General features: G+C 58.4%; 22 protein-coding genes. 16 read left to right on the forward strand and 6 right to left on the reverse strand.

The window, feature by feature from the left end:
- Positions 1 to 33: 33 nt before the first annotated feature.
- On the forward strand, positions 34 to 840 hold the full coding sequence (hisN, locus tag K5Q35_RS00480; RefSeq protein ID WP_220798039.1) for a histidinol-phosphatase: 807 nt from the start codon (positions 34 to 36) through the stop codon (positions 838 to 840).
- Positions 837 to 2,177: an 8-oxoguanine deaminase gene (locus K5Q35_RS00485; protein ID WP_220798040.1), complete on the forward strand. Its 1,341-nt coding sequence runs from the start codon at positions 837 to 839 to the stop codon at positions 2,175 to 2,177. Before hisN ends, K5Q35_RS00485 begins: the two co-directional genes overlap by 4 nt.
- Positions 2,178 to 2,189: 12 nt before the next feature.
- Here K5Q35_RS00485 and guaD read toward each other — a convergent pair whose 3' ends face one another.
- Positions 2,190 to 3,488 (reverse strand): guanine deaminase, encoded by a 1,299-nt coding sequence (guaD, locus tag K5Q35_RS00490; RefSeq protein WP_220798041.1) that lies wholly within the window; start codon positions 3,486 to 3,488, stop codon positions 2,190 to 2,192.
- A gap of 106 nt (positions 3,489 to 3,594) precedes the next feature.
- Between guaD and mgtE the strand changes: the two genes are divergently transcribed.
- The 6 genes from mgtE (at position 3,595) to K5Q35_RS00520 (ending at position 9,819) form a co-directional block, all read left to right on the forward strand.
- Positions 3,595 to 4,986, forward strand: a complete 1,392-nt coding sequence (mgtE, locus tag K5Q35_RS00495) for a magnesium transporter (protein WP_220798042.1) — start codon at positions 3,595 to 3,597, stop codon at positions 4,984 to 4,986.
- On the forward strand, positions 4,983 to 5,555 hold the full coding sequence (locus tag K5Q35_RS00500; RefSeq protein ID WP_220798043.1) for a 5-formyltetrahydrofolate cyclo-ligase: 573 nt from the start codon (positions 4,983 to 4,985) through the stop codon (positions 5,553 to 5,555). The genes mgtE and K5Q35_RS00500 overlap by 4 nt, the downstream gene beginning before the upstream one ends.
- Before the next feature lie 242 nt (positions 5,556 to 5,797).
- Complete coding sequence (locus tag K5Q35_RS00505; RefSeq protein WP_220798044.1) at positions 5,798 to 6,610, forward strand: TIGR00282 family metallophosphoesterase; 813 nt, start codon at positions 5,798 to 5,800, stop codon at positions 6,608 to 6,610.
- Positions 6,607 to 7,512, forward strand: coding sequence for a DMT family transporter (locus K5Q35_RS00510; protein WP_220798045.1), 906 nt, complete (start codon positions 6,607 to 6,609; stop codon positions 7,510 to 7,512). The genes K5Q35_RS00505 and K5Q35_RS00510 overlap by 4 nt, the downstream gene beginning before the upstream one ends.
- Before the next feature lie 51 nt (positions 7,513 to 7,563).
- Complete coding sequence (locus tag K5Q35_RS00515; protein WP_013961101.1) at positions 7,564 to 9,345, forward strand: SLC13 family permease; 1,782 nt, start codon at positions 7,564 to 7,566, stop codon at positions 9,343 to 9,345.
- 3 nt (positions 9,346 to 9,348) lie between these two features.
- Positions 9,349 to 9,819 carry a hypothetical protein gene (locus K5Q35_RS00520; protein ID WP_220798046.1) on the forward strand — a complete coding sequence of 157 codons (471 nt, stop codon included), beginning with the start codon at positions 9,349 to 9,351 and terminating at the stop codon, positions 9,817 to 9,819.
- 280 nt (positions 9,820 to 10,099) lie between these two features.
- Here the strand turns inward: K5Q35_RS00520 and K5Q35_RS00525 are convergent, their stop codons facing one another.
- Positions 10,100 to 11,872, reverse strand: coding sequence for an SLC13 family permease (locus K5Q35_RS00525; protein WP_220798047.1), 1,773 nt, complete (start codon positions 11,870 to 11,872; stop codon positions 10,100 to 10,102).
- Between the two features lie 456 nt (positions 11,873 to 12,328).
- Between K5Q35_RS00525 and K5Q35_RS00530 the strand changes: the two genes are divergently transcribed.
- Positions 12,329 to 13,069: a YebC/PmpR family DNA-binding transcriptional regulator gene (locus tag K5Q35_RS00530; RefSeq protein WP_013961105.1), complete on the forward strand. Its 741-nt coding sequence runs from the start codon at positions 12,329 to 12,331 to the stop codon at positions 13,067 to 13,069.
- A gap of 66 nt (positions 13,070 to 13,135) precedes the next feature.
- On the opposite strand, the gene K5Q35_RS00535 is transcribed toward K5Q35_RS00530, so the two are convergent.
- Positions 13,136 to 13,390 carry a hypothetical protein gene (locus K5Q35_RS00535; protein WP_220798048.1) on the reverse strand — a complete coding sequence of 85 codons (255 nt, stop codon included), beginning with the start codon at positions 13,388 to 13,390 and terminating at the stop codon, positions 13,136 to 13,138.
- A gap of 192 nt (positions 13,391 to 13,582) precedes the next feature.
- On the opposite strand from K5Q35_RS00535, the gene K5Q35_RS00540 reads away from it, so the two are divergent.
- The 7 genes from K5Q35_RS00540 (at position 13,583) to K5Q35_RS00570 (ending at position 20,787) form a co-directional block, all read left to right on the forward strand.
- The gene (locus tag K5Q35_RS00540) at positions 13,583 to 14,488 is read left to right on the forward strand and encodes a DMT family transporter (protein WP_220798049.1); all 906 of its coding nucleotides are present in this window, start codon (positions 13,583 to 13,585) and stop codon (positions 14,486 to 14,488) included.
- A gap of 76 nt (positions 14,489 to 14,564) precedes the next feature.
- On the forward strand, positions 14,565 to 15,140 hold the full coding sequence (gene betI, locus K5Q35_RS00545) for a choline-responsive transcriptional repressor BetI (protein ID WP_220798050.1): 576 nt from the start codon (positions 14,565 to 14,567) through the stop codon (positions 15,138 to 15,140).
- Positions 15,137 to 16,645 carry a choline-sulfatase gene (betC, locus tag K5Q35_RS00550; RefSeq protein ID WP_220798051.1) on the forward strand — a complete coding sequence of 503 codons (1,509 nt, stop codon included), beginning with the start codon at positions 15,137 to 15,139 and terminating at the stop codon, positions 16,643 to 16,645. The genes betI and betC overlap by 4 nt, the downstream gene beginning before the upstream one ends.
- Before the next feature lie 39 nt (positions 16,646 to 16,684).
- Entirely contained in the window at positions 16,685 to 18,142 is a 1,458-nt protein-coding gene (gene betB / locus K5Q35_RS00555) for a betaine-aldehyde dehydrogenase (RefSeq protein ID WP_220798052.1), read from the forward strand.
- Positions 18,142 to 18,387 (forward strand): DUF6552 family protein, encoded by a 246-nt coding sequence (locus tag K5Q35_RS00560; protein WP_220798053.1) that lies wholly within the window; start codon positions 18,142 to 18,144, stop codon positions 18,385 to 18,387. The genes betB and K5Q35_RS00560 overlap by 1 nt, the downstream gene beginning before the upstream one ends.
- Before the next feature lie 10 nt (positions 18,388 to 18,397).
- A complete protein-coding gene (betA, locus tag K5Q35_RS00565; RefSeq protein WP_220798054.1) occupies positions 18,398 to 20,056 on the forward strand; it encodes a choline dehydrogenase in 1,659 nt (552 codons plus the stop codon).
- 86 nt (positions 20,057 to 20,142) lie between these two features.
- Positions 20,143 to 20,787, forward strand: coding sequence for a thermonuclease family protein (locus K5Q35_RS00570; protein WP_220798055.1), 645 nt, complete (start codon positions 20,143 to 20,145; stop codon positions 20,785 to 20,787).
- 2 nt (positions 20,788 to 20,789) lie between these two features.
- Here the strand turns inward: K5Q35_RS00570 and K5Q35_RS00575 are convergent, their stop codons facing one another.
- From K5Q35_RS00575 to K5Q35_RS00585, 3 genes are all read right to left on the reverse strand, one after another.
- Positions 20,790 to 22,190, reverse strand: a complete 1,401-nt coding sequence (locus tag K5Q35_RS00575; protein ID WP_220798056.1) for a short-chain fatty acyl-CoA regulator family protein — start codon at positions 22,188 to 22,190, stop codon at positions 20,790 to 20,792.
- 111 nt (positions 22,191 to 22,301) lie between these two features.
- Complete coding sequence (locus K5Q35_RS00580; RefSeq protein WP_220798732.1) at positions 22,302 to 23,531, reverse strand: multidrug effflux MFS transporter; 1,230 nt, start codon at positions 23,529 to 23,531, stop codon at positions 22,302 to 22,304.
- 281 nt (positions 23,532 to 23,812) lie between these two features.
- Positions 23,813 to 24,034, reverse strand: a complete 222-nt coding sequence (locus K5Q35_RS00585; RefSeq protein ID WP_013961116.1) for a hypothetical protein — start codon at positions 24,032 to 24,034, stop codon at positions 23,813 to 23,815.
- Positions 24,035 to 24,410 lie beyond the last annotated feature (376 nt).

Raw genomic sequence — 24,410 nt, forward strand, 5'->3', positions numbered from 1 at the left:
GAGGGGCGGTATAAACTGGCACGTTCAAACGCCATGAACCTGTCACACACCCACCTTCACGAAATCGATGCGGTCGCCAACCAATTGGCTGACGCGGCACGCGCGGTTATTCTTCCATTTTTCCGGTCGCCGTCACTGACGCAGGACAATAAACTGGCCGGTGGGTATGATCCTGTGACCGAGGCGGATCGCGCGGCGGAGCAGGAAATGCGTGGCCTCTTGGCGCAGATGCGCCCGGATGACGCCATTTTGGGAGAGGAGCTTGGTTACACGTCCGGCACAACCGGCCTGACATGGGTGCTGGACCCGATTGACGGGACGCGCGGGTTTGTCAGCGGGACGCCGACATGGGGTGTCCTGATCGCGGTGCGCGATGCAAGGGGGCCGTTTTACGGACTGATCGATCAGCCATATATTGGCGAGAGGTTCATTGGCACACCCACTGCTGCCCATATGACAGGGCCGTCGGGCCCCAGCCCCTTATCGACCCTGCCACCGCGTGCGTTGTCGCAAGCCACGGTGTTCACCACCTTTCCCGAAGTCGGCAGCCCGGCGGACAGGGAGGCCTTTCAACAGGTCGCAGGTCAGGCAAAGCTCACGCGGTATGGTATGGATTGCTATGCCTATGCCCTGCTGGCCAGCGGGCAGATCGATCTGGTCATCGAGGCTGGCTTGCAGGCTTATGACATTCAAGCACCGATTGCTGTGGTGCAGGCAGCGGGTGGAATTGTGACCGATTGGGATGGTGCACCTGCACATGAGGGCGGTCGTGCAATCGCCGCCGCCAATGCCGACATTCACAAGCAGGCGCTTGATATCCTGAAACGTTGTGGGCAGTGACCATCTGGGCGATCAAGAATGCAGATGTGATCGTGACGATGGACGATGCGCGCAGAAAGCTCGCAGGTGCCGACATCGTGATTGATGGCGGTGCAATTCGTGCAATCGGGCCAGATGCCGCCGGCGATCTGCCCGCGATGGATGCGCGCGGCTGTGTGATCACGCCCGGTCTGGTGAATACGCACCACCATCTTTACCAGTCTTTGACCCGTGCCGTGCCGGAGGGGCAGGATGCGCTGTTGTTCGGGTGGTTGCAGACCCTCTATCCGATCTGGGGAAAGTTCACGCCGGATCATATGTTTACTTCAGCGCAGGTGGGATTGATTGAGCTGGCGCTTTCGGGATGCAGCCTGAGCAGTGATCACCTTTACGTTTACCCCAATGGGACCCGGCTGGAAGATACCATCCATGCCGCCCGTGAGGTTGGCCTGCGATTCCAGCCAACGCGCGGTGCGATGAGTATTGGTATCTCTGACGGTGGTCTGCCGCCCGATACGCTCGTCGAGAAAGAAGCGGATATCCTTGAGGATTGCATCCGTGTGATCGATGCCTTTCACGATGCGGCGCCGTCTTCGATGTGTCGGGTCGGGGTTGCGCCATGTTCGCCATTTTCGGTCAGCCGCGAGCTTATGCGCGATGCCGCTCTGCTCGCGCGGGACAAAGGCGTGATGATGCACACGCATCTGGCGGAAAACGACGAAGACATCGCCTATTCGTTCGCGAATTTTGGCTGTCGCCCCGGTCAATATGCCGAAAGCCTTGGTTGGGTTGGTCCGGATGTGTGGCATGCGCATTGCGTCAAACTGGATGCCGCCGAGATTAAACTCTTTGCCGACACATCGACGGGTATTGCGCATTGTCCCTGCTCGAATTGCCGTCTCGGCAGTGGGATCGCGCCGATCCGCAAGATGCGGGATGCGCAGGTGCCGGTGGGCCTTGGCGTTGATGGCTCTGCAAGCAATGATGCAGGCAACCTGATCGCAGAGGCGCGGCAGGCCATGTTGTTGCAACGTGTGGCATCTGGTGCGGACGCCATGAGCGCTGACGAAGCGCTGGAGATCGCAACACGCGGGGGCGCGGATGTTCTGGGGCGTCCCGAATGCGGCCGTCTGCAGGTGGGCGCGCGCGCGGACATCGCCATCTGGGACATGGGTGGCATTGAGGCCGCAGGCAGTTGGGATCCATCCGCGTTGCTGCTCGCGGGGCCCACAACGGTCAGAGACCTGATTGTCGAGGGGCGGGACGTCGTGCGCGATGGCCAGATGGTCGCAATCGACACAAATGCCGTGATCGCGCGCCAGAACGATTTGGTGCAGGGTTTGCGTGACGGGATGTGAAGAGCCGGGCGATTAGCCTGTGACCCACCGTTTTCCAGCGATCCAGACATCCGCAATGGCCCGGTCATCGCCCATCATGATCGTGGGAAAAATCGCTTCCCAGATGTTTTCCGCTTCAGCTGCACGTTGGGCAATCGCCGGGGTGGAGGCCAGATCAAGGATCGTCAGGTCAGCTTCATACCCCGGTGCGACGGTGCCGATTGTGTCCTGCAAATGCAACGCACGCGCCGACCCGGCAGTCGCCAGATAAAGCAATTGGGCCGGATGCAACGCGGTGCCGCGCAGTTGGGCGACCTCGTAAGCGGCGGCCATGGTGCGCAGCATCGAAAACGACGACCCACCACCGGTATCCGTCGCCAACCCCAAAGGCACTGACCGCGCAGCGAGCCCTGCCACATCCATCAACCCTGACCCGATAAAGGTGTTCGAGGTCGGGCAATGCACAAGGGCCGAACCAGTTTCGGCGATGTGGTCAATTTCGCGAGGCTCAAGGTGAATGGCGTGGCCAAAAACCGCGTGTTCGCCGATCAGACCATACATTTCGTACGTGTCGAGATAATCGCGCGCTGTCGGGAAAAGCCCCCGCACCCATTCGATTTCCGGCACCTGTTCGCTCAGATGCGTTTGCATCAGGCAGGTCGGATGCTCCGCCCAAAGCGCACCCAGAGCCTCCAGTTGCGCAGGCGTTGATGTAGGCGAAAACCGCGGCGTGATCGCATATTGCGCACGCCCCCGGCCATGCCAGTGTTCCAGCAGCGATTTGCTCTCGTCATAAGCGCGCTGGGCGGTATCACACAGCGCGTCCGGCGCGTTGCGATCCATGCAGGTCTTCCCGGCGATCGTGCGCAGGTTCCGCGTTTCAGCAGCCTCAAAAAACGCATCCACGCTCGCGGGGTGCGATGTTGCATAGGAACACATCGTGGTGGTGCCATGCGCCAAAGTCAGATCCAGATAGCGATCCGCGATGATGCCTGCATAGTCAGGATCAGACAGACGCAGTTCTTCGGGAAAGGTATATGTATTCAGCCAGTCGATCAGCTGTTTCCCCCAACTGGCAATAATGGCCGTCTGCGGGTAATGAACATGGGCGTCGACAAAACCGGGACAAATCAACCTGTCACCATAGTCCGTGACCCGGGCCTGCGGGTGTTGCCTGCGCAATGCGCTTGCTTTCCCGACCTGTTCAATGCGCCCGCCTTTGAGCAAGACGGCGCTGTCACGCGTGACGGCCACAGCCTCTTGCCAAGGCGATGTCATCGGGTTTCCGCTGACTTCGAAGGTTTGTCCAAGGATTAAATCACATACGCTCATACCCAACTCTTAGGGACTTGCTGTGCGGACAGCAACGATCATCGGGCGGACCATTGTAACCATATTGGCGCGCGCCTATTGTCGGGTTTGCATCAGGAGGACGCAGATGTCGGAGCAAACCGAACCAGTACCAATTGAGCTTGAGGACGCCGCTTATGTGCTGGGTCCCAAGGCGATATCAGCCATCCTCTATGCTGTGGATATCGAGGATCAGGCCAAGCTCACAGAGCTGATGGAGCCGCTGCACCCTGCGGACATCGCGGACCTTCTGGAACAGATCAACGCATTCGATCGCTCTCGGCTGATCCGGCTTTATGATCGCGAGTTTGACGGGGAAATCCTGTCGGAGCTGGATGAAAGCATCCGCGAAGAAGTCATTGGCGTTCTGACGCCGCAGGTTTTGACGCAAGCGGTCCGCGAGATGGACAGCGACGATGTGGTCGATCTGGTCGAGGATCTGGAGGATCATCAGCAAGAAACGATCCTTGATGCGCTTGAGGACGTGGACCGCGCGGCTGTGCAGCAGGCTCTGGGGTATCCGGAGTATTCCGCCGGGCGCCTGATGCAGCGCGAAGTCGTCATGGCACCGGAGCATTGGAGCGTCGGCGAGGCGATTGACCATTTGCGCGCCACGCCCGAAGAGGAATTGCCGGATCAGTTTTACCACATCGTGATCGTGGACCCGCGCCTGCATCCGGTAGGCAATGTCACGCTTGGCAAGCTGATGCGGTCGCGGCGTGAAACCAAGCTGATGGATTTGCTGGAAGAAACCTTCCAGATCATACCTGCAACGCAAGAAGAATCCGACGTTGCCTATGCGTTCAATCAATATCACCTGATTTCGGCCCCCGTGGTTGATGAGGAGGGGCGATTGATCGGCATTATCACCATAGACGATGCCATGGCGGTTCTGGATGAAGAGCACGAGGAAGACATCCTGCGGCTCGCCGGGGTCGGGGAGGGCTCCTTGTCGGACCGTGTCTCAGAAACGACCAAGCAGCGGTTGCCATGGTTGGCTGTGAACTTGCTGACGGCCATTGCTGCCTCTCTGGTGATTGCCCAGTTTGAAGCGGCCATCGCGCAGATCGTTGCGTTGGCGGTGCTGATGCCGATTGTGGCCTCGATGGGAGGGAATGCTGGCACGCAGTCGCTGACCGTGGCGGTGCGCGCATTGGCGACCAAGGACCTCACCGGGGCAAACGTCTGGCGCGTGATCAGGCGCGAAGTTCTGGTCGGCGCGATCAACGGGCTGATCTTTGCGGTGGTGATCGGCATCGTCGGTGTAATCTGGTTTGGCTCACCCGCCTTGGGATTTGTCATCGCAATCGCGATGGTCATCAACATGATTGTTGCCGGGCTTGCAGGCACGGCTATTCCGGTCATTTTAGATCGGATCGGAATTGACCCCGCACTGGCCTCCGGCGCATTCGTAACGACCGTCACGGATGTGGTGGGCTTTTTCGCCTTCCTTGGAATTGCAGTTATGGTGCTATTGTGACGGATATGACCGAAATCAAAGCGGCCGCGCGCAAGGCTGCCTTTGCACGTCGCGAAGCGGCGCATGCGGACAATACAGGGACCGGCGCGGCGCTGTTGTCGAGTGTGCTGGCGGGCTATCGCGGGGTGCCCACGGCTGGTTATATGCCAATCCGTTCGGAAATTGACCCTATGCCTGCCATGATCGAGGCGGCGGCGCATGGCCCGGTTGGTGTACCGGTGATCATCGGCGCGGGTCATCCGCTTCGCTTTGCCCGCTGGGAGCCTGATATGAAAATGATCAGCGGTGCATTCGGCGTTCAGATTCCTGAGCACGCAGAGTTTTTTGAACCTGAAATCGTGATTGCACCTCTTGTGGCCTTTGATACGCAAGGCGGGCGGCTGGGGTACGGCGGCGGGTTTTATGATCGCACGCTTGAAGGTTTGAGGGCGAAACGCGCAACGCTCGCTGTTGGGTTTGCCTATGCAGCGCAGATTTCAGACACGCTACCACTGGAGTCGACGGACCAACCGTTGGATGCCATCGTAACCGAACAGAAAATCTATGATTTTCGCTTAGGAACAGTATAAAGCACGACCTTTAGAATATTGTGATTGTCTTGTTCGACCGCAGCCCTGTTTCATCTGCGTTCGGCGCGTTCAAAAAGGCGCAGCACGCATCACGACGCTGTCCCAGAGATCAGGTCTGGCCTGTGCGCTTGCCGGGCTTTGGGTTGGACCAGTCGCGGTGCTTGCGCCAGTCCCTTGCGTTTGAGTGAGAAAAATTTCCCCCGCCTCTTGCCCTGATCGTATCGCGGGCCTAGGCATCTTGCATGAAGATTTTGTTTCTTGGCGACGTCATGGGCAGGGCCGGACGGCGCGCGATCACAGAAAACCTGCCGCGATTGAGGCAGGAATGGCGGTTGGATTTCGTTGTGGTGAACAGCGAAAACGCGACCTCCGGCATGGGGCTCTCGGGCAGCCATGCAAAAACCCTGCTTGACGCAGGTGCAGATTGCCTGACGTTGGGCGATCACGCCTTTGATCAAAAGGACATGCTGCAGTTCATCCAGCACGAACCGCGCATCCTGAGGCCCCTCAATTTTTCCAAGGCCGCGCCCGGCATGGGCGCGCGTTTGTTCACCGCACAAAATGGGCGCAAGGTTCTGGTGGCGCAGGTCCTGGGGCAGGTGTTTATGAAACGCCCCTTTGACGATCCGTTCTCTGCCCTTGAACCGGTGCTGAAAACCCATCCACTGGGCGGGCAGGCGTCAGCCGCGCTTGTTGACATTCACTGCGAAGCGACCTCGGAAAAAATGGCGCTTGGGCATTTTTGCGATGGCCGGGTCAGCCTTGCGGTTGGCACGCATACCCATGTGCCAACGGCGGATGCAATGGTGTTGCCGGGGGGCACGGGGTATTTGACGGACGCAGGCATGTGCGGGGATTATCATTCGGTGATCGGCATGGAAAAAACCGAACCCCTGCGGCGCTTTATTACAGGCATGCCCAAGGACCGATTTACGCCCGCGACGGGCACTGCGACCCTGTCAGGTGTCTATGTAGAGACAGATGACCGCACTGGAAAAGCAACCCGGATCGCCATGGTGCGAGACGGTGGGATACTGCAACCAGCCGCGCCATGACCCGCCGTGAAACGGTGTTTTTCAGCTTTGTGCTGGTGCTGCTGGGGGCTGGGTGGGGCGTAACGATCCCGCTTACAAAAATAGCTGTCTCAAGCGGTTTTGGCCATTTCGGGCTGATTTTCTGGCAGCTCTTGATCGGATCGGTGCTGATGGCGGTTTTATGCGCAGTGCGCGGCAAGGGATTGCCAGTCAATTGGTCGACATTGCGCGTCTTTGCCATTGTTGCGCTGATCGGGACGTTGATACCGAATACAGCGTCCTTTCAGGCGGCGGTTCACGTGCCGGCCGGTATTATGGCAATTCTGTTGTCGATGATCCCGATGTTCGCCTTTCCCATTGCATTGCTCCTGCGGCTCGACAGCTTTTCATGGAGACGCCTATTGGGATTGTTTGCGGGTCTTCTGGGTGTTCTGATCATCGTCATGCCGGGGGTAAGCGCGGCGCTTGCCGCCCCGGTGTTTTGGCTGCTGGTCGCAATGATCGCTGGTCTTTGCTATGCGATGGAAGGGAATGTGGTGGCCAAATGGGGCACTGCCGGTCTGGATGCGGTACAGGTCCTTTTCGGGGCATCGCTGTTGGGGACAGTGGTCATTTTGCCCGTGACCCTTGCATCGGGACAGTTCATCGCCCCGGCCGACCTGAACACAACGTCGGGCCATGCCTTGATGGGGGCCTCGGTTGCGCATGTGCTGGTCTACGCAGGGTATGTCTGGCTGGTTGGTCGGGCGGGACCTGTGTTTACTGTGCAGGTCAGCTATCTGGTTACGGGCTTTGCGCTTTTGTGGGCCAAGGTCATACTTGCCGAAGCCTACCCGCCTGCGGTTTGGGCAGCTTTGGCGCTTATGTTTGTCGGCATGTACCTTGTACAGCCGCGGAGCAAAGGCGGGCTTGCTCAAGCCTGACCGATCAGCGACAGTGACCGTCAGGCCAGCAAAGCACGGAGCGCTTCTGCATTGATAAACCTCTTTCAGCTTCCCGCACAGGCAGCGCCGCTCCTGACACTTGCTGTTGTGGGCATCATGTTCGTTTTGTTTGTCCGCGAAACTTTCCCAACCGAGGTTGTTGCAATTGCGGGCGCGGCCTTGATGCTGGTCATGGGGGTATTGCCCTACGACGATGCGCGCGCCGTCCTGAGCAACCCAGCGCCCTGGACAATCGCCGCGATGTTCATCGTCATGGGGGCCTTGGTGCGCACCGGCGCGTTGGATGTGTTGACGCGGGCGGCGGAAAAACAGGCAAAGGTCCGGCCCAAATCCGCGGTTGCCGGGGTGATTTTATCCGTCATGGGGGCCTCTGCGATCATGAACAACACGCCTGTCGTCGTGGTTATGATACCGATCGTTGTGCAGTTGAGCAAAACACTTGGCGTAAAGGCGTCCAAACTGCTGATTCCTTTGAGCTATGCGGCCATCATGGGCGGTTCGCTCACGTTGCTTGGCACCTCGACAAACCTGTTGGTCGATGGGGTGGCCCGCACCGAGGGGCTCGCGCCGTTTACGATTTTTGAAATCATGCCAATTGGGTTGGTGGTTTGCGCCTGGGGTCTGATCTATCTCGCCTTTATCGCGCCGCGTATTTTGCCGGACCGTGACAGTATGGCGAACATGCTGACGGACCGATCAAAGATGAAATTCTTCACCGAAGCGGTCATTCCGCCGGACAGCAACCTGATTGGGCGCGCGGTACTTGGGGTGCAACTGTTCAAACGTGAGGGCGTGCGTTTGATTGATGTCGTGCGCGGAGACCTGTCTTTGCGCCGCGACCTGAAGGCTGTTGAACTGGAGGTCGGCGACCGGGTGGTTTTGCGTACGCAAATGACCGAACTGCTGAGCCTGCAAACTAACAAGGAATTGCGCCGCGTGGATCAGGTGTCTGCGGTGGAAACGACCACAGTTGAGGTGTTGATCACGCCGGGGTGTCGCATGGTCGGGCGCTCGCTGGGCGGGATGCGCCTGCGTCGACGGTATGGCGTTTATCCGTTGGCCGTGCACCGTCGGAACCAGAACATCGGGCAGAAGCTGGATTCTCTGATCGTCAAGGTTGGTGATACCCTGCTGCTGGAGGGGGCGCCGGCGGATATTCAGCGCCTTGCCGATGATATGGATGTTGTTGACGTCTCGCACCCCACGGAAAGGGCGTATCGGCGCAGCCATGCGCCCATCGCCATCGCAGCACTTGCCGGGATCGTTGCCTTTGCTGCGTTTAACGTCGCGCCCATTTTGCTCTTGGCCGTCGTCGCGGTGGCGGTCGTGTTGGTGACGGGGTGCATTGATGCGGATGAAGCGTTCTCCTTTGTCGAAGGGCGGCTGCTCGCATTGATCTTTTCGATGCTGACGATCGGCGCGGCGCTGCAGCAATCAGGGGCCATCGCATTGATTGTCGACAGTATTTCGCCCACCTTGATGATGATGCCGCCCGCCGTCGTCGTGCTGGTGGTGTTTGCGATGACGTCCACCTTGACTGAAATCGTGTCCAACAATGCGGTTGCGGTCATTATGACTCCGCTCGCGATTGGGTTGGGTACGGCTTTGGGATTGGACCCGCGCCCCTTGGTTGTCGCAGTGATGATCGCGGCGTCTTGCGCCTTTGCCACCCCGATCGGATACCAGACCAACACCCTTGTCTATGGTCCCGGTGGGTACCGGTTTACCGACTTTACGCGGGTGGGTTTGCCGTTGAACTTAAGCATGGCAGTGATCGTGTCACTCGTCATTCCGCTGATTTGGCCGCTTTGAAACATGGCCTTTGAGTGCAGTGTTCAACCCCTAGACAACTGGCGGCTCACCAAAGGAAACGGTGCTGCCGTCTTTGTCGAGCAGGGACCACCGCGCAACAACGAAATGGTAGGACCCCGTTTCCCAACCGCTGTCATCAATTTGCCTGCTGCGTCGCCAAGCGCCTTCAACGCGGACGGGCAGCCTGATTTTATCTACGTCAGGCGGCCGGCCGCCAGCATCGGAGGCTTTTTTGCGCGCGATCGACATCAGTGCTTTGAGTTGTGCTTCCAATGGACCGACTTCAGCCGTTCGACGACCGGAAAAGAAAATATCGATTTCGGTTTTCCTGTCGACAAACCCGCGCACAATAAGATCATCCCGGCTATTTCGGCGCATTTGCGGAATAAGCTCAAGCATTTGCTGGCATATTGCAGTCTTGAAAAGCCCAGCATCCTCATAGGCGGGTGTAACTTCACTGGCGTTTCTGCGTGACTGATACATTTCGTTTCTTGAGTATGAAAGCATGTTCCGGGCCTGTCCTTGAACCACATTAGACCTTAGTCTTTGACCCGTTAAAGAATGGTTTCGTGTCGCGATTTAGTTCCCGGTCAGTGCTTTTGAACTCGGATGCGGCAGCCACCGACCGGACATACTATTCGCGAGCCAGATAAGAGCATCGCAGAGGGGGCCCAGCCTATGCAGGTTCAGCACGACGTCGGAGGATGACCAAAAAACCCATCCTAACGAGCGATGCAGACGTTTTTTGCCGATGCTACAACGGCCAGAACACCAGAATTGCGGGGATACTGACGGCGACGACGATAATCTCCAACGGCAGGCCCATGCGCCAGTAATCCCCAAAGCCGTATCCACCCGGACCCAGTATCAAGGTGTTGTTTTTATGGCCTATGGGCGTCAGAAACGCGCTTGAGGCGGCAACGGCGACGGCCATTAAAAAGGGATCCGGTGACACACCAAGACTTTGCGCCATCTGGATGCCCACAGGGGCTGCGACGATGGTGGTTGCCGTGTTGTTCAGGACGTCAGACAGGCTCATCGTGACAATCATCAGCACCGTCAGAACGGCCCATGCGGGCAGCCCGTTGGTCAAAGACACCAAAGCAGCTGCAATCAACTCCGTGCCGCCCGAGCTTTCGAGTGCGGCCCCCAGCGGGATCATGGAGCCAAGCAGCACCACGACCGGCCAGTTGATGTGATCATAAAGCTCAGCGAGGGGTATGATCTTTGTCAGGACATAGGCCACGACGACCAGCCCCATGGCAATTGGCAGATACAACAGGCCCACGCTGGCCGCAAAGACCGCAGCCCCGAACAAACCTATGGCCAGCCATACTTTTTTGTTGACGGTGACCGCCAGTCCACGATCCGCCAGTGGCAGACAGCCAAGCCAGTCCGCAACATCCGGGCCACTGTCGCGCGGCACCAGTAGCAACAGAATGTCCCCCGTTTGAATGGGCGTTTGGCGCAGACGTTTGGTCAGACGCTTGCCACGACGCGACACGCCCAGCAGCACGCTGCGTTGACGCCATGCAAGTCCAATGGCCTGCGCGGTCTTGCCCTGGATGCGCGCGTCTTCCGGCACCACGACCTCGATGATTTCCACACCTTCGCCGGCCGCATTCAGCGCCTCTTCGCGCGTGGCATCTGCGACGGCCAGATCAAGGCTCGAGCGGAATTCATCCAGGGCTTCGGGCGTTGCCTCCAAAACCAGTGCGTCGCCTGCTTCAATAATGGTGTTGCGCGCCTGTCCATAGCGGCGTTTGCCGCCGCGAATAAGGCCGATAATGGCGACATCGGCCTTGTCTGCGGCTTCGGTCAATTCCACAACGCGTTTGCCGATTTGTTTGTTTCCGTCGGGCACTGTCAATTCGGCGATATATTGTGAAATATCATTGCTTTGCCCTGCATCCGTTTCGCGATTGGGGATTAACCGCCAGCCAATTAGCGACACAAATGCCAGCCCCGCGATGGCCGCGGCACCGCCGACGGGGGCGAAATCAAACATCGCGAATGGCGCGCCGAGACTTTCTTCACGGATTGCAGCGATGATGATGTTGGGCGGCGTGCCGATCAGCGTGACCATGCCGCCAAGGATTGTCGCGAAACTCAGCGGCATCAGGCTCAACCCGGGGGTACGACCCGCCTTGCGGGCGGTCTGTATGTCGACCGGCATCAACAGGGCGAGGGCGGCCACATTGTTCATGAAGGCTGACAAAACCCCGCCGATGGCCCCCATAAGTGCGATGTGCGCGCCCAGACTGCGCGACGCGTCCACCAAAGTGCGTGTTATGAGAAAAACCGCACCAGATCGCACCAGACCCGCCGAGACAACAAGCACCAATGCCACGACCAGCGTGGCCGGGTGCCCAAAGCCTGAGAACGCGTCCTGCGTGGGCACAACGCCCAAAACGACGCCAATCAACAGGGCAGAAAAGGCAACAATATCATATCGTAAACGCCCCCATAACAGCATGGCGAAAACTGCAGCAAAAAGGGAAAAGAGGATGATTTGTTCGGTTGTCATAACCTGTCGATCTACGCATAGGCGGTCCCGGGGGGGAAGGGGGAATATGCCGAATGTTACTCCACGATCGGATCAACGGACCACTCGGGCATTTGGCGCGGGGGGCGGTCGGGCGGATCTGGGGTGTGTTGGTCTTTTTCGGCTGTCGATGACATCTGTGCGCAATTTGGCAGGCAAATAAGTGTCCAACGCCCAACATCCCAAAGGCCAACCGCAAGTCTTGACGTAGATGACCGCGCGAAATCTGGTTTAATCACAAGCGTTTAAGCCTCTCCCGCGCGGTACAATGCGTTAACCCGTACCGTTGGAGCGAGGCTGAAACGCGTTTATGGTTATGTGAGATTTGAACGCCTGCGGCAGGGTAAAATGCGCAGGTTTAGAGGCCGTGGCCTTGCCCCTTCTGGCGCTCCTGTTTTATAGAATGCGCTCACGCTGAAGTCAGGGACGGAAAACCACATGGCAGGCCACTCAAAATGGGCAAACATCCAGCATCGCAAAGGGCGTCAGGACGCCGTGCGGGCAAAGCTCTTTTCCAAACTCAGTAAGGAGATCACAGTCGCTGCAAAAATGGGCGATCCTGATCCTGAGAAAAACCCGCGTTTGCGATTGGCTGTAAAAGAAGCCAAATCGCAATCCATGCCCAAGGATAACATTGACCGCGCGATCAAGAAATCGCAGGTGGGTGACGGCGACGAATACGAAGAAATCCGCTATGAGGGATATGGCCCGAACGGTGTGGCGGTCATTGTGGAAACGATGACGGACAATCGCAACCGTACCGCCTCCACCGTGCGCTCGACTTTTACCAAAAACGGCGGGAACCTCGGTGAGACAGGCAGTGTCGGGTTTATGTTCGACCGCAAAGGCGAGGTCACCTACCCAGCCGAGGTGGGCGATGCAGATACGGTGCTGATGGCGGCAATTGAAGCCGGGGCAGAGGATGTCGAAAGCTCTGAGGATGGTCACATCATCTGGTGTGCTGATACGGACCTGAATGAGGTTGCGACGGCGCTTGAAGCTGAGTTGGGCGAAAGCGAGTCAACCAAGCTGGTGTGGAAGCCAACGACCACAACGGAAATGGACCTTGAGGGGATGCAAAAACTGATGCGCCTGATCGACGCTTTGGAGGATGACGACGACGTGCAGCGTGTCACCGCCAATTTTGAAGCCTCTGACGAGGTGATGGAGCAGATCTAATACGGCCAACAAACGACACAGGCGCCGTCATACATCCGGGGGCAGAGCCACCATGTGGCCCTCACATCAGCCGGATGTACTTTGCCCGGTCAGCATCGTTCGGGCCATTTGCGTCCATGATTGGGCTGGCCCTTTGTAGTTCATGTTCCGTGCACGGCCAACACGTTTCATCAACTGCTTGATGTCTGTCAGTTTGCGCCGCGCGCCTGTACCGCCTGCCTCGCTCTGGACAGCCAGAATTTTCTTTTGCGTGTGCAGCGCTGCCTCGATCATGTCGATGTCTTTCGACGTCAGATCGAGGCGGTTCAGATTTTCAAACATCAGGCCTCCCTTTTACTCTCAACAAGATATGGTCATTGATAATTTATACGCCAATCATCCCTGATCAGATTTATGTGATTAGAGTTTCATGGATAAAGTATCCGTGAACGGAACGACGTAGCTCAGACCAATAAGCGCGGTGTTTTCAGATATCCCCCTTGCACTACTTCACCACGAAGGTGTCTATGGCGCATGTCCATGACCAAGACCTCTCAACCCCTGACCGGCATTTTCTGGATGCTCGTGACGGGTGTGTGTTTCATCTCCGTTACGGCGCTGGTGAAGTTCATGGGCACCGGGCTGCCGCCGGCACAGATGGCTTTCTTGCGGTATCTGCTCGGGCTTGTTTTTCTGATCCCGGCCATCGGGGCCTTGCGGGCCGCGCATCTGACCCCGCGCCAATGGAAACTCTTCGGGTTTCGCGGCGTGATCCACGGGCTTGGCGTGATTTCATGGTTCTACGCCATGACGCGCATTCCGCTCGCGGATGTCACGGCGATGAATTACCTCGCCCCGATTTATGTGACCATTGGGGCCGCCGTGTTTCTTGGCGAAAAGCTGGCCTTTCGGCGCATTGCCGCTGTCGTGATGGCGCTGATCGGGGCGTTCATTATCCTGCGGCCCGGGTTTCGTGAAATCAGCAGCGGGCATTTTGCCATGCTGTTTACGGCCCTTGCTTTTGGCGCGTCTTATCTCACGGCAAAGGTCACGGCGGATGAGGTCAAACCATCTGTGGTCGTGGCCATGTTGTCGATTTTCGTCACCATCGTGCTGGCACCCTTTGCGCTGATCGACTGGGTGACACCGACCCTTTGGGAGCTGTTTTTGCTTTTTTGCATCGCCTGCTGTGCCGTGGCGGGCCACTATACCATGACGCTCGCCTTTGCCGCAGCGCCGGTCACCGTCACGCAGCCTGTCACCTTCACGCAGCTGATCTGGGCGGTGCTCTTGGGATATTTCGCCTTTGGTGAAGCGGTGGACATCTGGGTGGTGGTCGGCGGAGTTGTGATCCTGTCTTCCGTCACCTTCATCACTTGGCGCGAAGCGGTGCTCAAGCGCAAACCGACAACACCGACGCTGAACGAGACCAAAGGATAGCGTCGGTTTTTTATTGATTGACGGATCAATAAAAATCCTTTTAGGGATGGCTTGTGTGGTCAGACCCGGAGGAAAAATGCCAAAAGTTGGAATGGAACCGATCCGTCGGACGGCCTTGGTCAATGCCACCATCGCTGAGATCGGGGCGCGCGGATCGCTGGATGTCACCGTTGGTCAGATTGCGAAACGCGCAGGCATGTCCACCGCACTGGCGCATCATTACTTTGGCGGCAAGGACCAGATATTTCTGGCGGCGATGCAACAAATCCTGCGCGATTTCGGAACAGAGGTGCGCCGCAGTCTGCGTGCTGCCCCGACACCGCGCGCCCGCGCGGAGGCGTTGATCAACGCCAGCTTTGCGCCGTCCTGTTTTACGCCATCAACCATCAGCGCATGGATGACGCTTTATGCCTCGGCCGCGACAAATCCCGACACGCTGCGGCTGTTGCGGGTCTATCAACAGCGCCTTCAATCTAACCTCATTTACGCCTTGCGCCCGATTTCGCCCGATCCGGTCGCGCATGCAGAGGTGATCGCCGCGCTGATAGATGGTCTATACCTGCGCGCCGCCCTGTCGCGTTCAAAAAGTGCCGCCGCCGCGCGCGATACCGCGCTTGCCACGCTTTCAACCTTGCTGGAGCGCCCCGCATGAGCAAGCCGAACATCCTGATCCTGATGGTTGACCAGCTGAACGGCACCCTTTTTCCCGATGGCCCTGCGGACTGGCTGCATGCGCCAAACCTGAAAAAGCTCGCCGCGCGCTCAACACGGTTCAAAAACGCCTATACCGCCAGCCCCCTGTGTGCGCCAGGACGTGCCGCGTTCATGTCGGGTCAATTGCCCTCAGCCACCGGCGTTTATGACAATGCCGCCGAATTCTGTTCCTCGATCCCGACCTATGCGCATCATCTGCGGCGGGCGGGGTATCAGACCTGCCTGTCGGGCAAGATGCATTTTGTCGGCCCCGATCAGTTGCACGGCTTCGAAGAGCGCCTGACCACCGATATCTACCCGGCGGATTTTGGCTGGACCCCGGATTATCGCAAGCCGGGCGAGCGTATCGACTGGTGGTATCACAATATGGGTTCGGTCACGGGCGCGGGTGTGGCCGAGTTTTCCAACCAGATGGAATATGATGACGAGGTGGCCTTCAACGCGACCCGCAAACTCTACGACCTGTCACGCGGGGCGGATGCGCGCCCTTGGTGTCTGACGGTCAGCTTCACCCATCCGCATGACCCTTACGTGGCGCGCAAGAAATACTGGGATCTCTACGAGGATTGTGCGCATCTTCAGCCTGAGGTCGCGGCCTTTGACTACGCCGATCAGGACCCGCACAGCCAGCGCATTTTCGATGCGAATGACTGGCGCAGCTTTGACATCACGAAACGCGATATCGAACGGTCCAGACGCGCGTATTTTGCCAATATCAGTTACCTCGACGACAAAATCGGTGAAATCCTGCAAACGCTGGAAGACACGCGGCAGGAGGCGATCATCCTCTTTGTCTCGGATCATGGCGATATGCTGGGCGAGCGTGGGTTGTGGTTCAAGATGTCCTTTTTCGAGGGATCCTCACGGGTGCCGCTGATGATCTCTGCGCCGCAAATGGAACCGGGGCTGCAGACAACGGCCGTGTCCAATATCGACGTCTGTCCGACGCTCTGTGACCTTGCGGGCGTGTCAATGGACGAGGTGATGGCATGGACCACCGGGGTGTCGCTGGTGCCCATGGGGCAGGGGGTCGAACGCACAGAACCCGTTGCGATGGAATATGCAGCGGAAGCCTCCTATGCTCCGATGGTGTCCCTGCGCTATGGCCAGTGGAAATACAACAAATGTGTCCTCGATCCCGAACAACTGTTCGATCTGGAAAGCGATCCGCATGAGCTGCAAAACCTTGCGCAGCACCCGGATCATCAGGGTACGGTGTCGGCCCTGCGCAGCAAAGCGGAGGCCCGCTGGGATCTCGACGCCTTTGATGCAGACGTGCGCAAAAGTCAGGCGCGCCGCTGGGTCGTTTATGAAGCTTTGCGTGAGGGCGGGTATTACCCGTGGGACTATCAGCCCCTGCGCGCCGCATCCGAGCAATACATGCGCAATCACATGGACCTCAACATCCTTGAAGACAGCAAACGGTTTCCGCGCGGTGAGTAACCACGCCCAAAACTCCCCTCACCGAAGGCAACACAGCTGATGAGCTATCCAACCCAACCCACCGCCAGCCATTTCATCAACGGGCAATATGTCGAAGATACCGACGGTGCACCGATTGAGGTCATTTACCCCGCAACCGGTGAGGTGATCGCAACGGTGCATTCCGCAACGCCTGCGATCATTGATGCAGCACTGGATGCGGCGCGGAGCGCACAGGCCGCATGGGGGGCCATGACAGGCACCGAACGCGGGCGCATCCTGCGCCGTGCTGCGGACATGATGCGCGCGGCCAATCATGACCTCAGCGTGCTGGAAACCTATGACACCGGAAAACCTTATCAGGAAACATCGGTGGTCGATGCAACAAGCGGTGCGGATGCGTTGGAATACTTCGGCGGTATGGCGGCAACGCTGACGGGCGAACATATCCCGCTGGGCGAGGATTGGGTCTATACCCGCCGGGAACCCTTGGGCGTGTGTGTCGGGATCGGTGCGTGGAATTATCCGACGCAGATCGCCTGCTGGAAGGGCGCGCCAGCGCTGGCCTGCGGCAATGCGATGGTGTTCAAACCGTCCGAGATGACGCCGCTATGCGCCCTGAAGGTGGCCGAGATTCTGCATGCTGCGGGCCTGCCCGAGGGGCTCTACAATGTGATTCAGGGTCTGGGCGACGTGGGGGCTGCATTGGTCAGCGATGCGCGGGTCGACAAGGTGTCCCTGACCGGTTCTGTGCCGACCGGGCGCAAGGTCTATGCCGCAGCGGCTGCCGGCATCAAACACGTCACGATGGAGCTTGGCGGTAAATCCCCGCTGATCATATTTGACGATGCTGATCTGGAAAACGCGGTCAGCGGTGCGATCCTTGGGAATTTCTATTCGTCGGGGCAGGTCTGTTCCAACGGAACGCGCGTTTTCGTGCATAAGGCCATCAAACACACCTTCCTCAAGCGCCTGTCAGAGCGGTTGGCGACAGCAGTCATCGGCGATCCGATGGACCCGCAAACCAGCTTTGGACCGATGGTCTCAGAGCGGCAAATGTCCATAGTGCTGGATTACATTGCGAAAGGGCAGGCGGAGGGCGCGCGCCTTGTCTTTGGCGGCGCGCGGATGGACCGCGAGGGGTTTTATGTGCAACCCACCGTTTTTGCGGATGTGCATGATGACATGATCATCGCGCGGCAGGAAATCTTTGGCCCCGTCATGGCGGTGCTCGATTTCGATGACGAGGCAGATGTGCTCGCCCGCGCCAATGACACCGAATTTGGCCTTGCTGCCGGGGTATTCACTTGCGATCTGACCCGTGCGCATCGCATCGCAGCCGGGTTCCAAGCAGGCACCTGCTATATCAACACATATAATGACGCGCCGGTTGAGGCCCCATTTGGGGGCTCGAAAGCGTCTGGCGTGGGGCGCGAAAATTCCAAAGCGGCCATCGAACACTATAGCCAGATCAAATCGGTTTACGTCCGCATGGGCGACTTGGAGGCCCCTTTCTGATGACCAACACACCCGAAAAAACAGACGGCTACCAAGCTGTCGATATCGTCAAGTGGATCGCCACAATTGTGCAACTCATCGGCTATGGGCTGACCGGGCTCAACATCGTGCCATGGAACGTTTTCGCGTTCTTCATCGGCATTCTGCTGTGGCTGGCCGTTGGCGTGATGTGGAAAGACAGGGCGATCATGGTCGTCCATATCGGCGCGTTTCTTTCATTGTTCATCGGCTATCTGAACGCCTGAGGATCACGTGATGCAAGCAGATTTCGTTATTGTGGGGGCGGGCAGCGCAGGCTGCGCGATGGCATACCGCCTGTCAGAGGCAGGGGCATCCGTCATTGTCATTGAACATGGGGGGACAGACGCCGGGCCGCTCATCCAGATGCCCGCAGCACTTTCCTATCCGATGAATATGAAACGCTATGATTGGGGCTATACCTCGGAACCTGAGCCGCATTTGGGCGGGCGCAGGCTCGCTTGCCCGCGCGGCAAGGTGATCGGCGGCTCATCCAGTATCAACGGTATGGTCTATGTCCGCGGTCATGCAATGGATTTTGACCATTGGGCAGAGCAGGGCGCGGAGGGCTGGTCCTATGCGGATGTGCTGCCCTATTACAAACGGATGGAGCATTGGCACGATGGCGGCCACGGGGGGGACCCTGCGTGGCGCGGCACCGATGGGCCGCTGCATGTCAGCCGGGGGTCAAGGCAAAACCCGCTCTTCAAAGCCTTTGTGCAGGCCGGGGTCGAGGCAGGCTATCAGGCGACCGACGACTACAACGGTCACAAGCAGGAGGGTTTCGGGCCGATGGACCAAACGGTCTGGGGCGGGCGGCGCTGGTCTGCGGCAAACGCCTATCTGCGGCCCGCCTTGAAGCGCGACAACTGTACACTGGTGAATGGCCTCGCGCAGCGGGTGATATTCGAAGGGCGCCGGGCGCGTGGCGTCGAAATCCTGCAGGGTGGCACGACCAAGGTCATCCGCGCGTCGCGTGAGGTCGTGCTTGCGTCTTCGTCCATCAATTCGCCCAAATTGCTGATGCTGTCGGGTATCGGTCCCGCTGCGCATTTGGCGGAGCATGGGGTTGAGGTGATCGCAGATCGCCCCGGCGTGGGGCAGAATCTGCAGGACCACCTGGAACTCTACCTGCAGATGGCCTCGAAACAGCCCATCACGCTCTATCGATATTGGAACCTGTTTTCCAAAGCCAGGATCGGCGCGCAATGGCTGTTTACAAAGACCGGCATGGGATCGTCCAACCAATTCGAGAGCGCGGCATTTATCCGCTCTCAGGCGGGTGTGCCCTATCCCGATGTGCAATATCATTTCCTGCCAATCGCCGTGCGCTATGACGGTAAAGTCGCCGCCGAAGGTCACGGGTTTCAGGCCCATGTGGGGCCGATGCGGTCAAAATCGCGGGGGTCTGTCACGCTGGCCTCGGCTGATCCGGCTGACGCACCGAAAATAGCCTTTAACTACATGTCTCATGAGGATGACTGGGCAGATTTCAGACGCTGCATCCGCCTGACCCGCGAGATTTTCGCGCAGGACGCGTTCAAGCCCTTTGTCAAACATGAGATCCAGCCGGGTGCCGCCGTGCAGTCCGATGACGCCTTGAATGACTTCATCTCGGAACATGTGGAAAGCGCTTATCATCCTTGCGGAACATGCCGGATGGGGCGCGCCGATGATGCGCATGCTGTTGTGGACCCGCAGGCCCGTGTGATCGGTGTCGAGGGGTTACGCGTCGCGGACAGCAGCATTTTCCCCCGGATCACCAACGGCAACCTGAACGCGCCCTCTATCATGGTCGGCGAAAAAGTGTCGGATCACCTGCTGGGCAAGGACGCATTGGCGCGCGGCAATGATCGGGTGTGGATGCATCCGGACTGGCAACACGCACAGCGCTAAGGTTTGGTTAACCTTGGTTAAGGTGAAATCTTGTTCTGACCGCTCAGGATACACATCTTCCCCTTATGGTGAGGTGGATTTTGAGCATGCTGACTGCGGTTGCAGTTTGCACGGGTGTGTCGTGTGCGGTGGCGGGTACCGTGGGCGTTATTCGTGTGATCGATGGTGACACGCTGGACGTGGGCGGTACGCGGGTAAGGTTACACGGAATAGACGCGCCCGAAACCGATCAGACCTGCACGACAGCGCGCGGCGATATCTGGCGCTGCGGTGCTTGGGTCAGCCAAACCGTCGCGGCACGTTTTGCCGGAAAAACGGCCAGCTGCGTGTCATTGGATACCGACCGCTATGGTCGGATGGTGGCACGCTGTCAGGTCGATGGGCAAGACATCGCGGCAAACCTCGTGACTGATGGGCTGGCATTCTCGTATCGGCGGTATTCTGACGCCTATGTCGCCGTCGAACGCAAAGCGGCGGCACGTTCCATTGGGCTACACGCCAGCCGCCTTCAGTCCCCGGCAGAGTTTCGCAAATCACGCGCGCGCGCTCAAGCGGCGCCTGATGGTGCGTGCCGGATCAAGGGCAACATCTCGTCCAACGGAACGCGCATTTATCATGTGCCGGGTCAGCATCATTACGACCGGACCCGTATTCGCACTCAAAAAGGCGAACGGTGGTTCTGTTCGGCAGCTGAGGCGCGCGCCGCGGGTTGGCGTGCAGCGCGACGCTAGGGCTATTCAATGCTGTAGGGCAGAACATCCCGCAGGTTCGGATCCACCCTAAGCTGTCGTTCCAGCGGCGGTACGGCGCGTTGATGGCAGGTGGTCCGCTCGCAAATCCGGCAGGAAATACCGATCGGTTCAAAGGCGTGATCCGTCGTTAAATCCATGCCGTCCGCATAGACCAGATCGCGCGCGTGGCGGATTTCGCATCCCAACGCAATGGCATAGCGCCGCACGGGCGCACCGAACCGCCCGCCGGGTTTTGTCACATCACGGGCAAGGCTGATGTAGCGTACCCCGTCTGGTGTTTCCGCCAACTGGCGCAAAAACCGACCGGGCAATTCAAAGGCACGGTGCACATTCCACAAGGGGCAAGCGCCGCCAAACCGAGCGAATTGCAGCCGCGTGGCCGAGTGGCGTTTCGTGATCGTGCCCGCCTGATCCACCCGCACGAAAAAGAACGGGATACCTTTTGATCCCGGGCGTTGCAGCGTTGAGAGCCGATGCGCCACTTGCTCAATCGACGCGCCAAAATGACCCGCGAGGACTTCAAGGTCATGCCTGCATTCTGCGGCAACCTGTTGAAATTTCGTATAGGGCATCAGGGCAGCACCCGCGAAATAATTGGCAAGACCGATCTTGGCGATGGCCCGTGCTTCTGCGGTGTGAAATCTGGCAAGGTCCAGCGTCGCCTCAAGCAGGGCATCCTGTTTGATCAATGCGACCTGCAACAGCAGTTGAAACGTCTGGCTTTCAGCGGGTGCCCTGCGCGACAGGGTCAGCTTTTTCGCAGCCTCATCGTATAGTCGGAGCCGATCCGTTTCTGCAAACTCTACCGTTACATCGCTGTTGCCGAGGGTGGCGACGGCTGCGACACGGATGTTGCGATGGCTGCCCTGTTTCGTGGCAAAATGCTCAGCCGCGCGATCCACAGCGTCGATGTAATTGTCACAATAATGAAAGAAGTCGCGCACCTCTTCCCAAGGGCTCGGTGTGGCCCTCGCATCTTCACGCCCTAATGCCTCGTCCAGCGAAGCCAGTCGTTCCTGCATCTGTCGATAGTTGCGATGCAATTTCAGAAAGGCATGCGCAAAGGTCGGCGCGTTGGATGCTGCAAGCCGCAGATCCGCGAGGGGCGGCAGAGTTTCAGCAAAAACCGGGTCGGCCAGCGCTTCGCGCATGTCGCTGACCAGCCGTTCGCTGTCGCCCTCGCTGAGTTCTGTGACATCCAGACCAAACTCCTGCGCCAAGGCGAGCACAACCGTTGTCGACACAGGGCGGTTGTTGTTTTCCATCTGGTTGAGATAGGGCAGGGACACGCCCAGCTTGGCGGCAAAGTCCTTTTGTGTATGGCCGATACGGGTGCGCAGCTCACGCAGCTTGGCCCCCGCGTATAGTTTTTGTGTGGCCATGAAGCGCTCTTTCCGACGTATTTGCAAGTGGGTCGAGTCGGCAAAGGCTAACTTTGCAAACCTGCTGACGCAAGGTGCGCTATCATGGTTAACGCTTGCCTAACCATCGCTTCAAAAAGGGCTGTTTTGGCGGATCAGACGGCGTTCGCGTGCATAAACTGCCAGAATTGAGACAACGGCTGCGAGGGCCGTCGCAAGCATGATGTAAAGCAGTGGAAAAGCACCGGTGCTTTCGTTCAATGTCGCACCTGCCAGCGCGCTTAATGCGGCACCGCCGCCAATCATGATGGCCCCGCCAAGCCCTGACGCAGTTCCTGCCAGATGCGGGCGCACCGACAACATGCCAGCGGTCGCATTGGGGATCACAAGGCCGTTGCCCAATCCCACGAATGTCATGAGGCCGAAAAAGCTCATCGGGCTTCCCGCGCCCACAAGGAAGATGAGCAAAGACAGTGCCACGCCGAGGGCATTGATCAAGGCACCAATCAAAATAAGCGTGTTGATCCCGACGCGTTGCGCGAACATTCCGGTGAACATATTACCAAAGAAATACCCGATTGCGGGCGCGCCAAAGAAAATGCCAACCCAGAAAGGCGTCATACCAAACACCACGGACCCCACGAAAGGTCCGCCGCCCAGATAGGCGAAAAACGCACCAGAACAAAAACCCGCCGCCAGCGAATAGCCCCAGAACCTCGGAGAGGTGAGGAGTTCGGGGTATTCGGCGAATTGTGCGGTCAGGGTCTTGCCGCTTTTGACGGCCGTTTCGCCCATATCCGCCCATGCGACCCAGAGCATGAGCGCGCCGAGGACGAACAGGGCCCAGAAGTTGGCCTCCCATCCGAACATCTGGTCGAGGATTCCGCCAAACATCGGGCTGACCATGGGCACCACCGCCATCCCCATCGTGACATAGCCGATCATGGAGGCCGCCTGATCCTGTTCGAACATATCGCGCACAGCCGCACGGCTGAGCACCATCGCCACAGCGACTACCGCCTGACACATACGAAAGAACAGGAACACTTCGACGTTGGGTGCATAGATACAGCCCAGCGTGGCGAGCAGAAAGCCACCCAGACCCACCAGAATAACAGGCCTGCGTCCGAATTTGTCAGACACCGGCCCCAGAAACAGCTGCAATACCCCGCTGATGCCGAGATAGAGCGCAACAGAAAGCTGCATGATCCCGTAATCCGTGTCAAAATGCGCCGTCATGCGCGGCAAACTCGGCAGGAACATGTTCATGACAATAGCAGACATGCCTGCCAGCAGGATCAGCGTCGAAATGTGCGGAGGTGTGGTCCGATCAAAGAAACGGACGACGGGCAATTGGGTCATAGCGGTTTTGTAGGTCAGCGGTCGCGGCTTGTCCATTGACAGTCCCGACATCTGCCGCCCCCGATGTGGCACTGCCGGATGTGGCGGCTTTTCGGCTGCCGAATTCGTAGGTTCCCCTTATCGGTTGCTTGGCCCCTGAAACTCGTGATCCGATTGTGGTCGCACACGGCTTTGTGCATCCGGCGTCATGGTGTCCGCTCGGGCCGCACACTTGCGAAAGACGTCACCGGTTTATCTCTGGTAAGCGCCGCTTTTCTCTGACGCGACGGGGATCTGTGCGGTCAAAACACAGTCTGGATGACCTTCACCGACGTGACCGTCGGGTGGCAGAGGTCGATGTAGTGGCTGCTGAGGCGGCGCAAGCACTGGGTCAAGGCGTTCAAAATCGATGCAGGGCGATAAATCGCACCGGCAAACCCACCTGCCGGGTCACTCAAGCCACCGAACTGTACCTGCACGAAAGCACTGTCGCGTTCGCCTTTTGGAGCACCGGGAAAAAGCATCTCGTTGTGGCCAAAGCCATAGAGATCAGTCGTAACAAAGAGCGCAATCCCTTACTCCATTGCCGCGTGGATCGTGGCAAGGCTCTCGTCCTAGTTGGCTGAGATGGAGCGACCACTGAGCGAAGTCGCGATGACCGATCATCGACAACGTGTGCCGACCGGCCGGGCGCTTGAGACAGATGGTGCCGCCACTCAACACAATTCAAAAAGCAGTTTTTATAAAAGTGATTGCCTCGCCGTCTTTTGAGGCTGACCCGATCTGATCACTGGCGCGTCTGAGAAGCGCAGCGTTATATACATTGCACGTACCGAGCAAAACGCAGGTCCCCGTTCAGCGCAAACAATGCCAAGCCCAAAATATTTGCGCTGCGAAGTT

This window comes from Roseobacter sp. OBYS 0001, assembly GCF_019654895.1.
Lineage (GTDB): Bacteria > Pseudomonadota > Alphaproteobacteria > Rhodobacterales > Rhodobacteraceae > Roseobacter > Roseobacter litoralis.

Excerpts from the sequence above, each read along its gene's own strand:
- guaD (WP_220798041.1), bottom strand. The coding sequence starts at position 3,488 with ATGAGCGTATGTGATTTAATCCTTGGACAAACCTTCGAAGTCAGCGGA.
- betA (WP_220798054.1), top strand. The coding sequence starts at position 18,398 with ATGCAAGCAGATTTCGTTATTGTGGGGGCGGGCAGCGCAGGCTGCGCG.
- K5Q35_RS00505 (WP_220798044.1), top strand. The coding sequence starts at position 5,798 with ATGAAGATTTTGTTTCTTGGCGACGTCATGGGCAGGGCCGGACGGCGC.
- K5Q35_RS00540 (WP_220798049.1), top strand. The coding sequence starts at position 13,583 with ATGTCCATGACCAAGACCTCTCAACCCCTGACCGGCATTTTCTGGATG.
- hisN (WP_220798039.1), top strand. The coding sequence starts at position 34 with ATGAACCTGTCACACACCCACCTTCACGAAATCGATGCGGTCGCCAAC.
- K5Q35_RS00575 (WP_220798056.1), bottom strand. The coding sequence starts at position 22,190 with ATGGCCACACAAAAACTATACGCGGGGGCCAAGCTGCGTGAGCTGCGC.
- betC (WP_220798051.1), top strand. The coding sequence starts at position 15,137 with ATGAGCAAGCCGAACATCCTGATCCTGATGGTTGACCAGCTGAACGGC.
- K5Q35_RS00535 (WP_220798048.1), bottom strand. The coding sequence starts at position 13,390 with ATGTTTGAAAATCTGAACCGCCTCGATCTGACGTCGAAAGACATCGAC.
- K5Q35_RS00585 (WP_013961116.1), bottom strand. The coding sequence starts at position 24,034 with ATGCTTTTTCCCGGTGCTCCAAAAGGCGAACGCGACAGTGCTTTCGTG.
- mgtE (WP_220798042.1), top strand. The coding sequence starts at position 3,595 with ATGTCGGAGCAAACCGAACCAGTACCAATTGAGCTTGAGGACGCCGCT.
- K5Q35_RS00520 (WP_220798046.1), top strand. The coding sequence starts at position 9,349 with ATGGCCTTTGAGTGCAGTGTTCAACCCCTAGACAACTGGCGGCTCACC.
- K5Q35_RS00510 (WP_220798045.1), top strand. The coding sequence starts at position 6,607 with ATGACCCGCCGTGAAACGGTGTTTTTCAGCTTTGTGCTGGTGCTGCTG.
- betB (WP_220798052.1), top strand. The coding sequence starts at position 16,685 with ATGAGCTATCCAACCCAACCCACCGCCAGCCATTTCATCAACGGGCAA.
- betI (WP_220798050.1), top strand. The coding sequence starts at position 14,565 with ATGCCAAAAGTTGGAATGGAACCGATCCGTCGGACGGCCTTGGTCAAT.
- K5Q35_RS00525 (WP_220798047.1), bottom strand. The coding sequence starts at position 11,872 with ATGACAACCGAACAAATCATCCTCTTTTCCCTTTTTGCTGCAGTTTTC.
- K5Q35_RS00560 (WP_220798053.1), top strand. The coding sequence starts at position 18,142 with ATGACCAACACACCCGAAAAAACAGACGGCTACCAAGCTGTCGATATC.
- K5Q35_RS00530 (WP_013961105.1), top strand. The coding sequence starts at position 12,329 with ATGGCAGGCCACTCAAAATGGGCAAACATCCAGCATCGCAAAGGGCGT.
- K5Q35_RS00580 (WP_220798732.1), bottom strand. The coding sequence starts at position 23,531 with ATGACCCAATTGCCCGTCGTCCGTTTCTTTGATCGGACCACACCTCCG.
- K5Q35_RS00570 (WP_220798055.1), top strand. The coding sequence starts at position 20,143 with ATGCTGACTGCGGTTGCAGTTTGCACGGGTGTGTCGTGTGCGGTGGCG.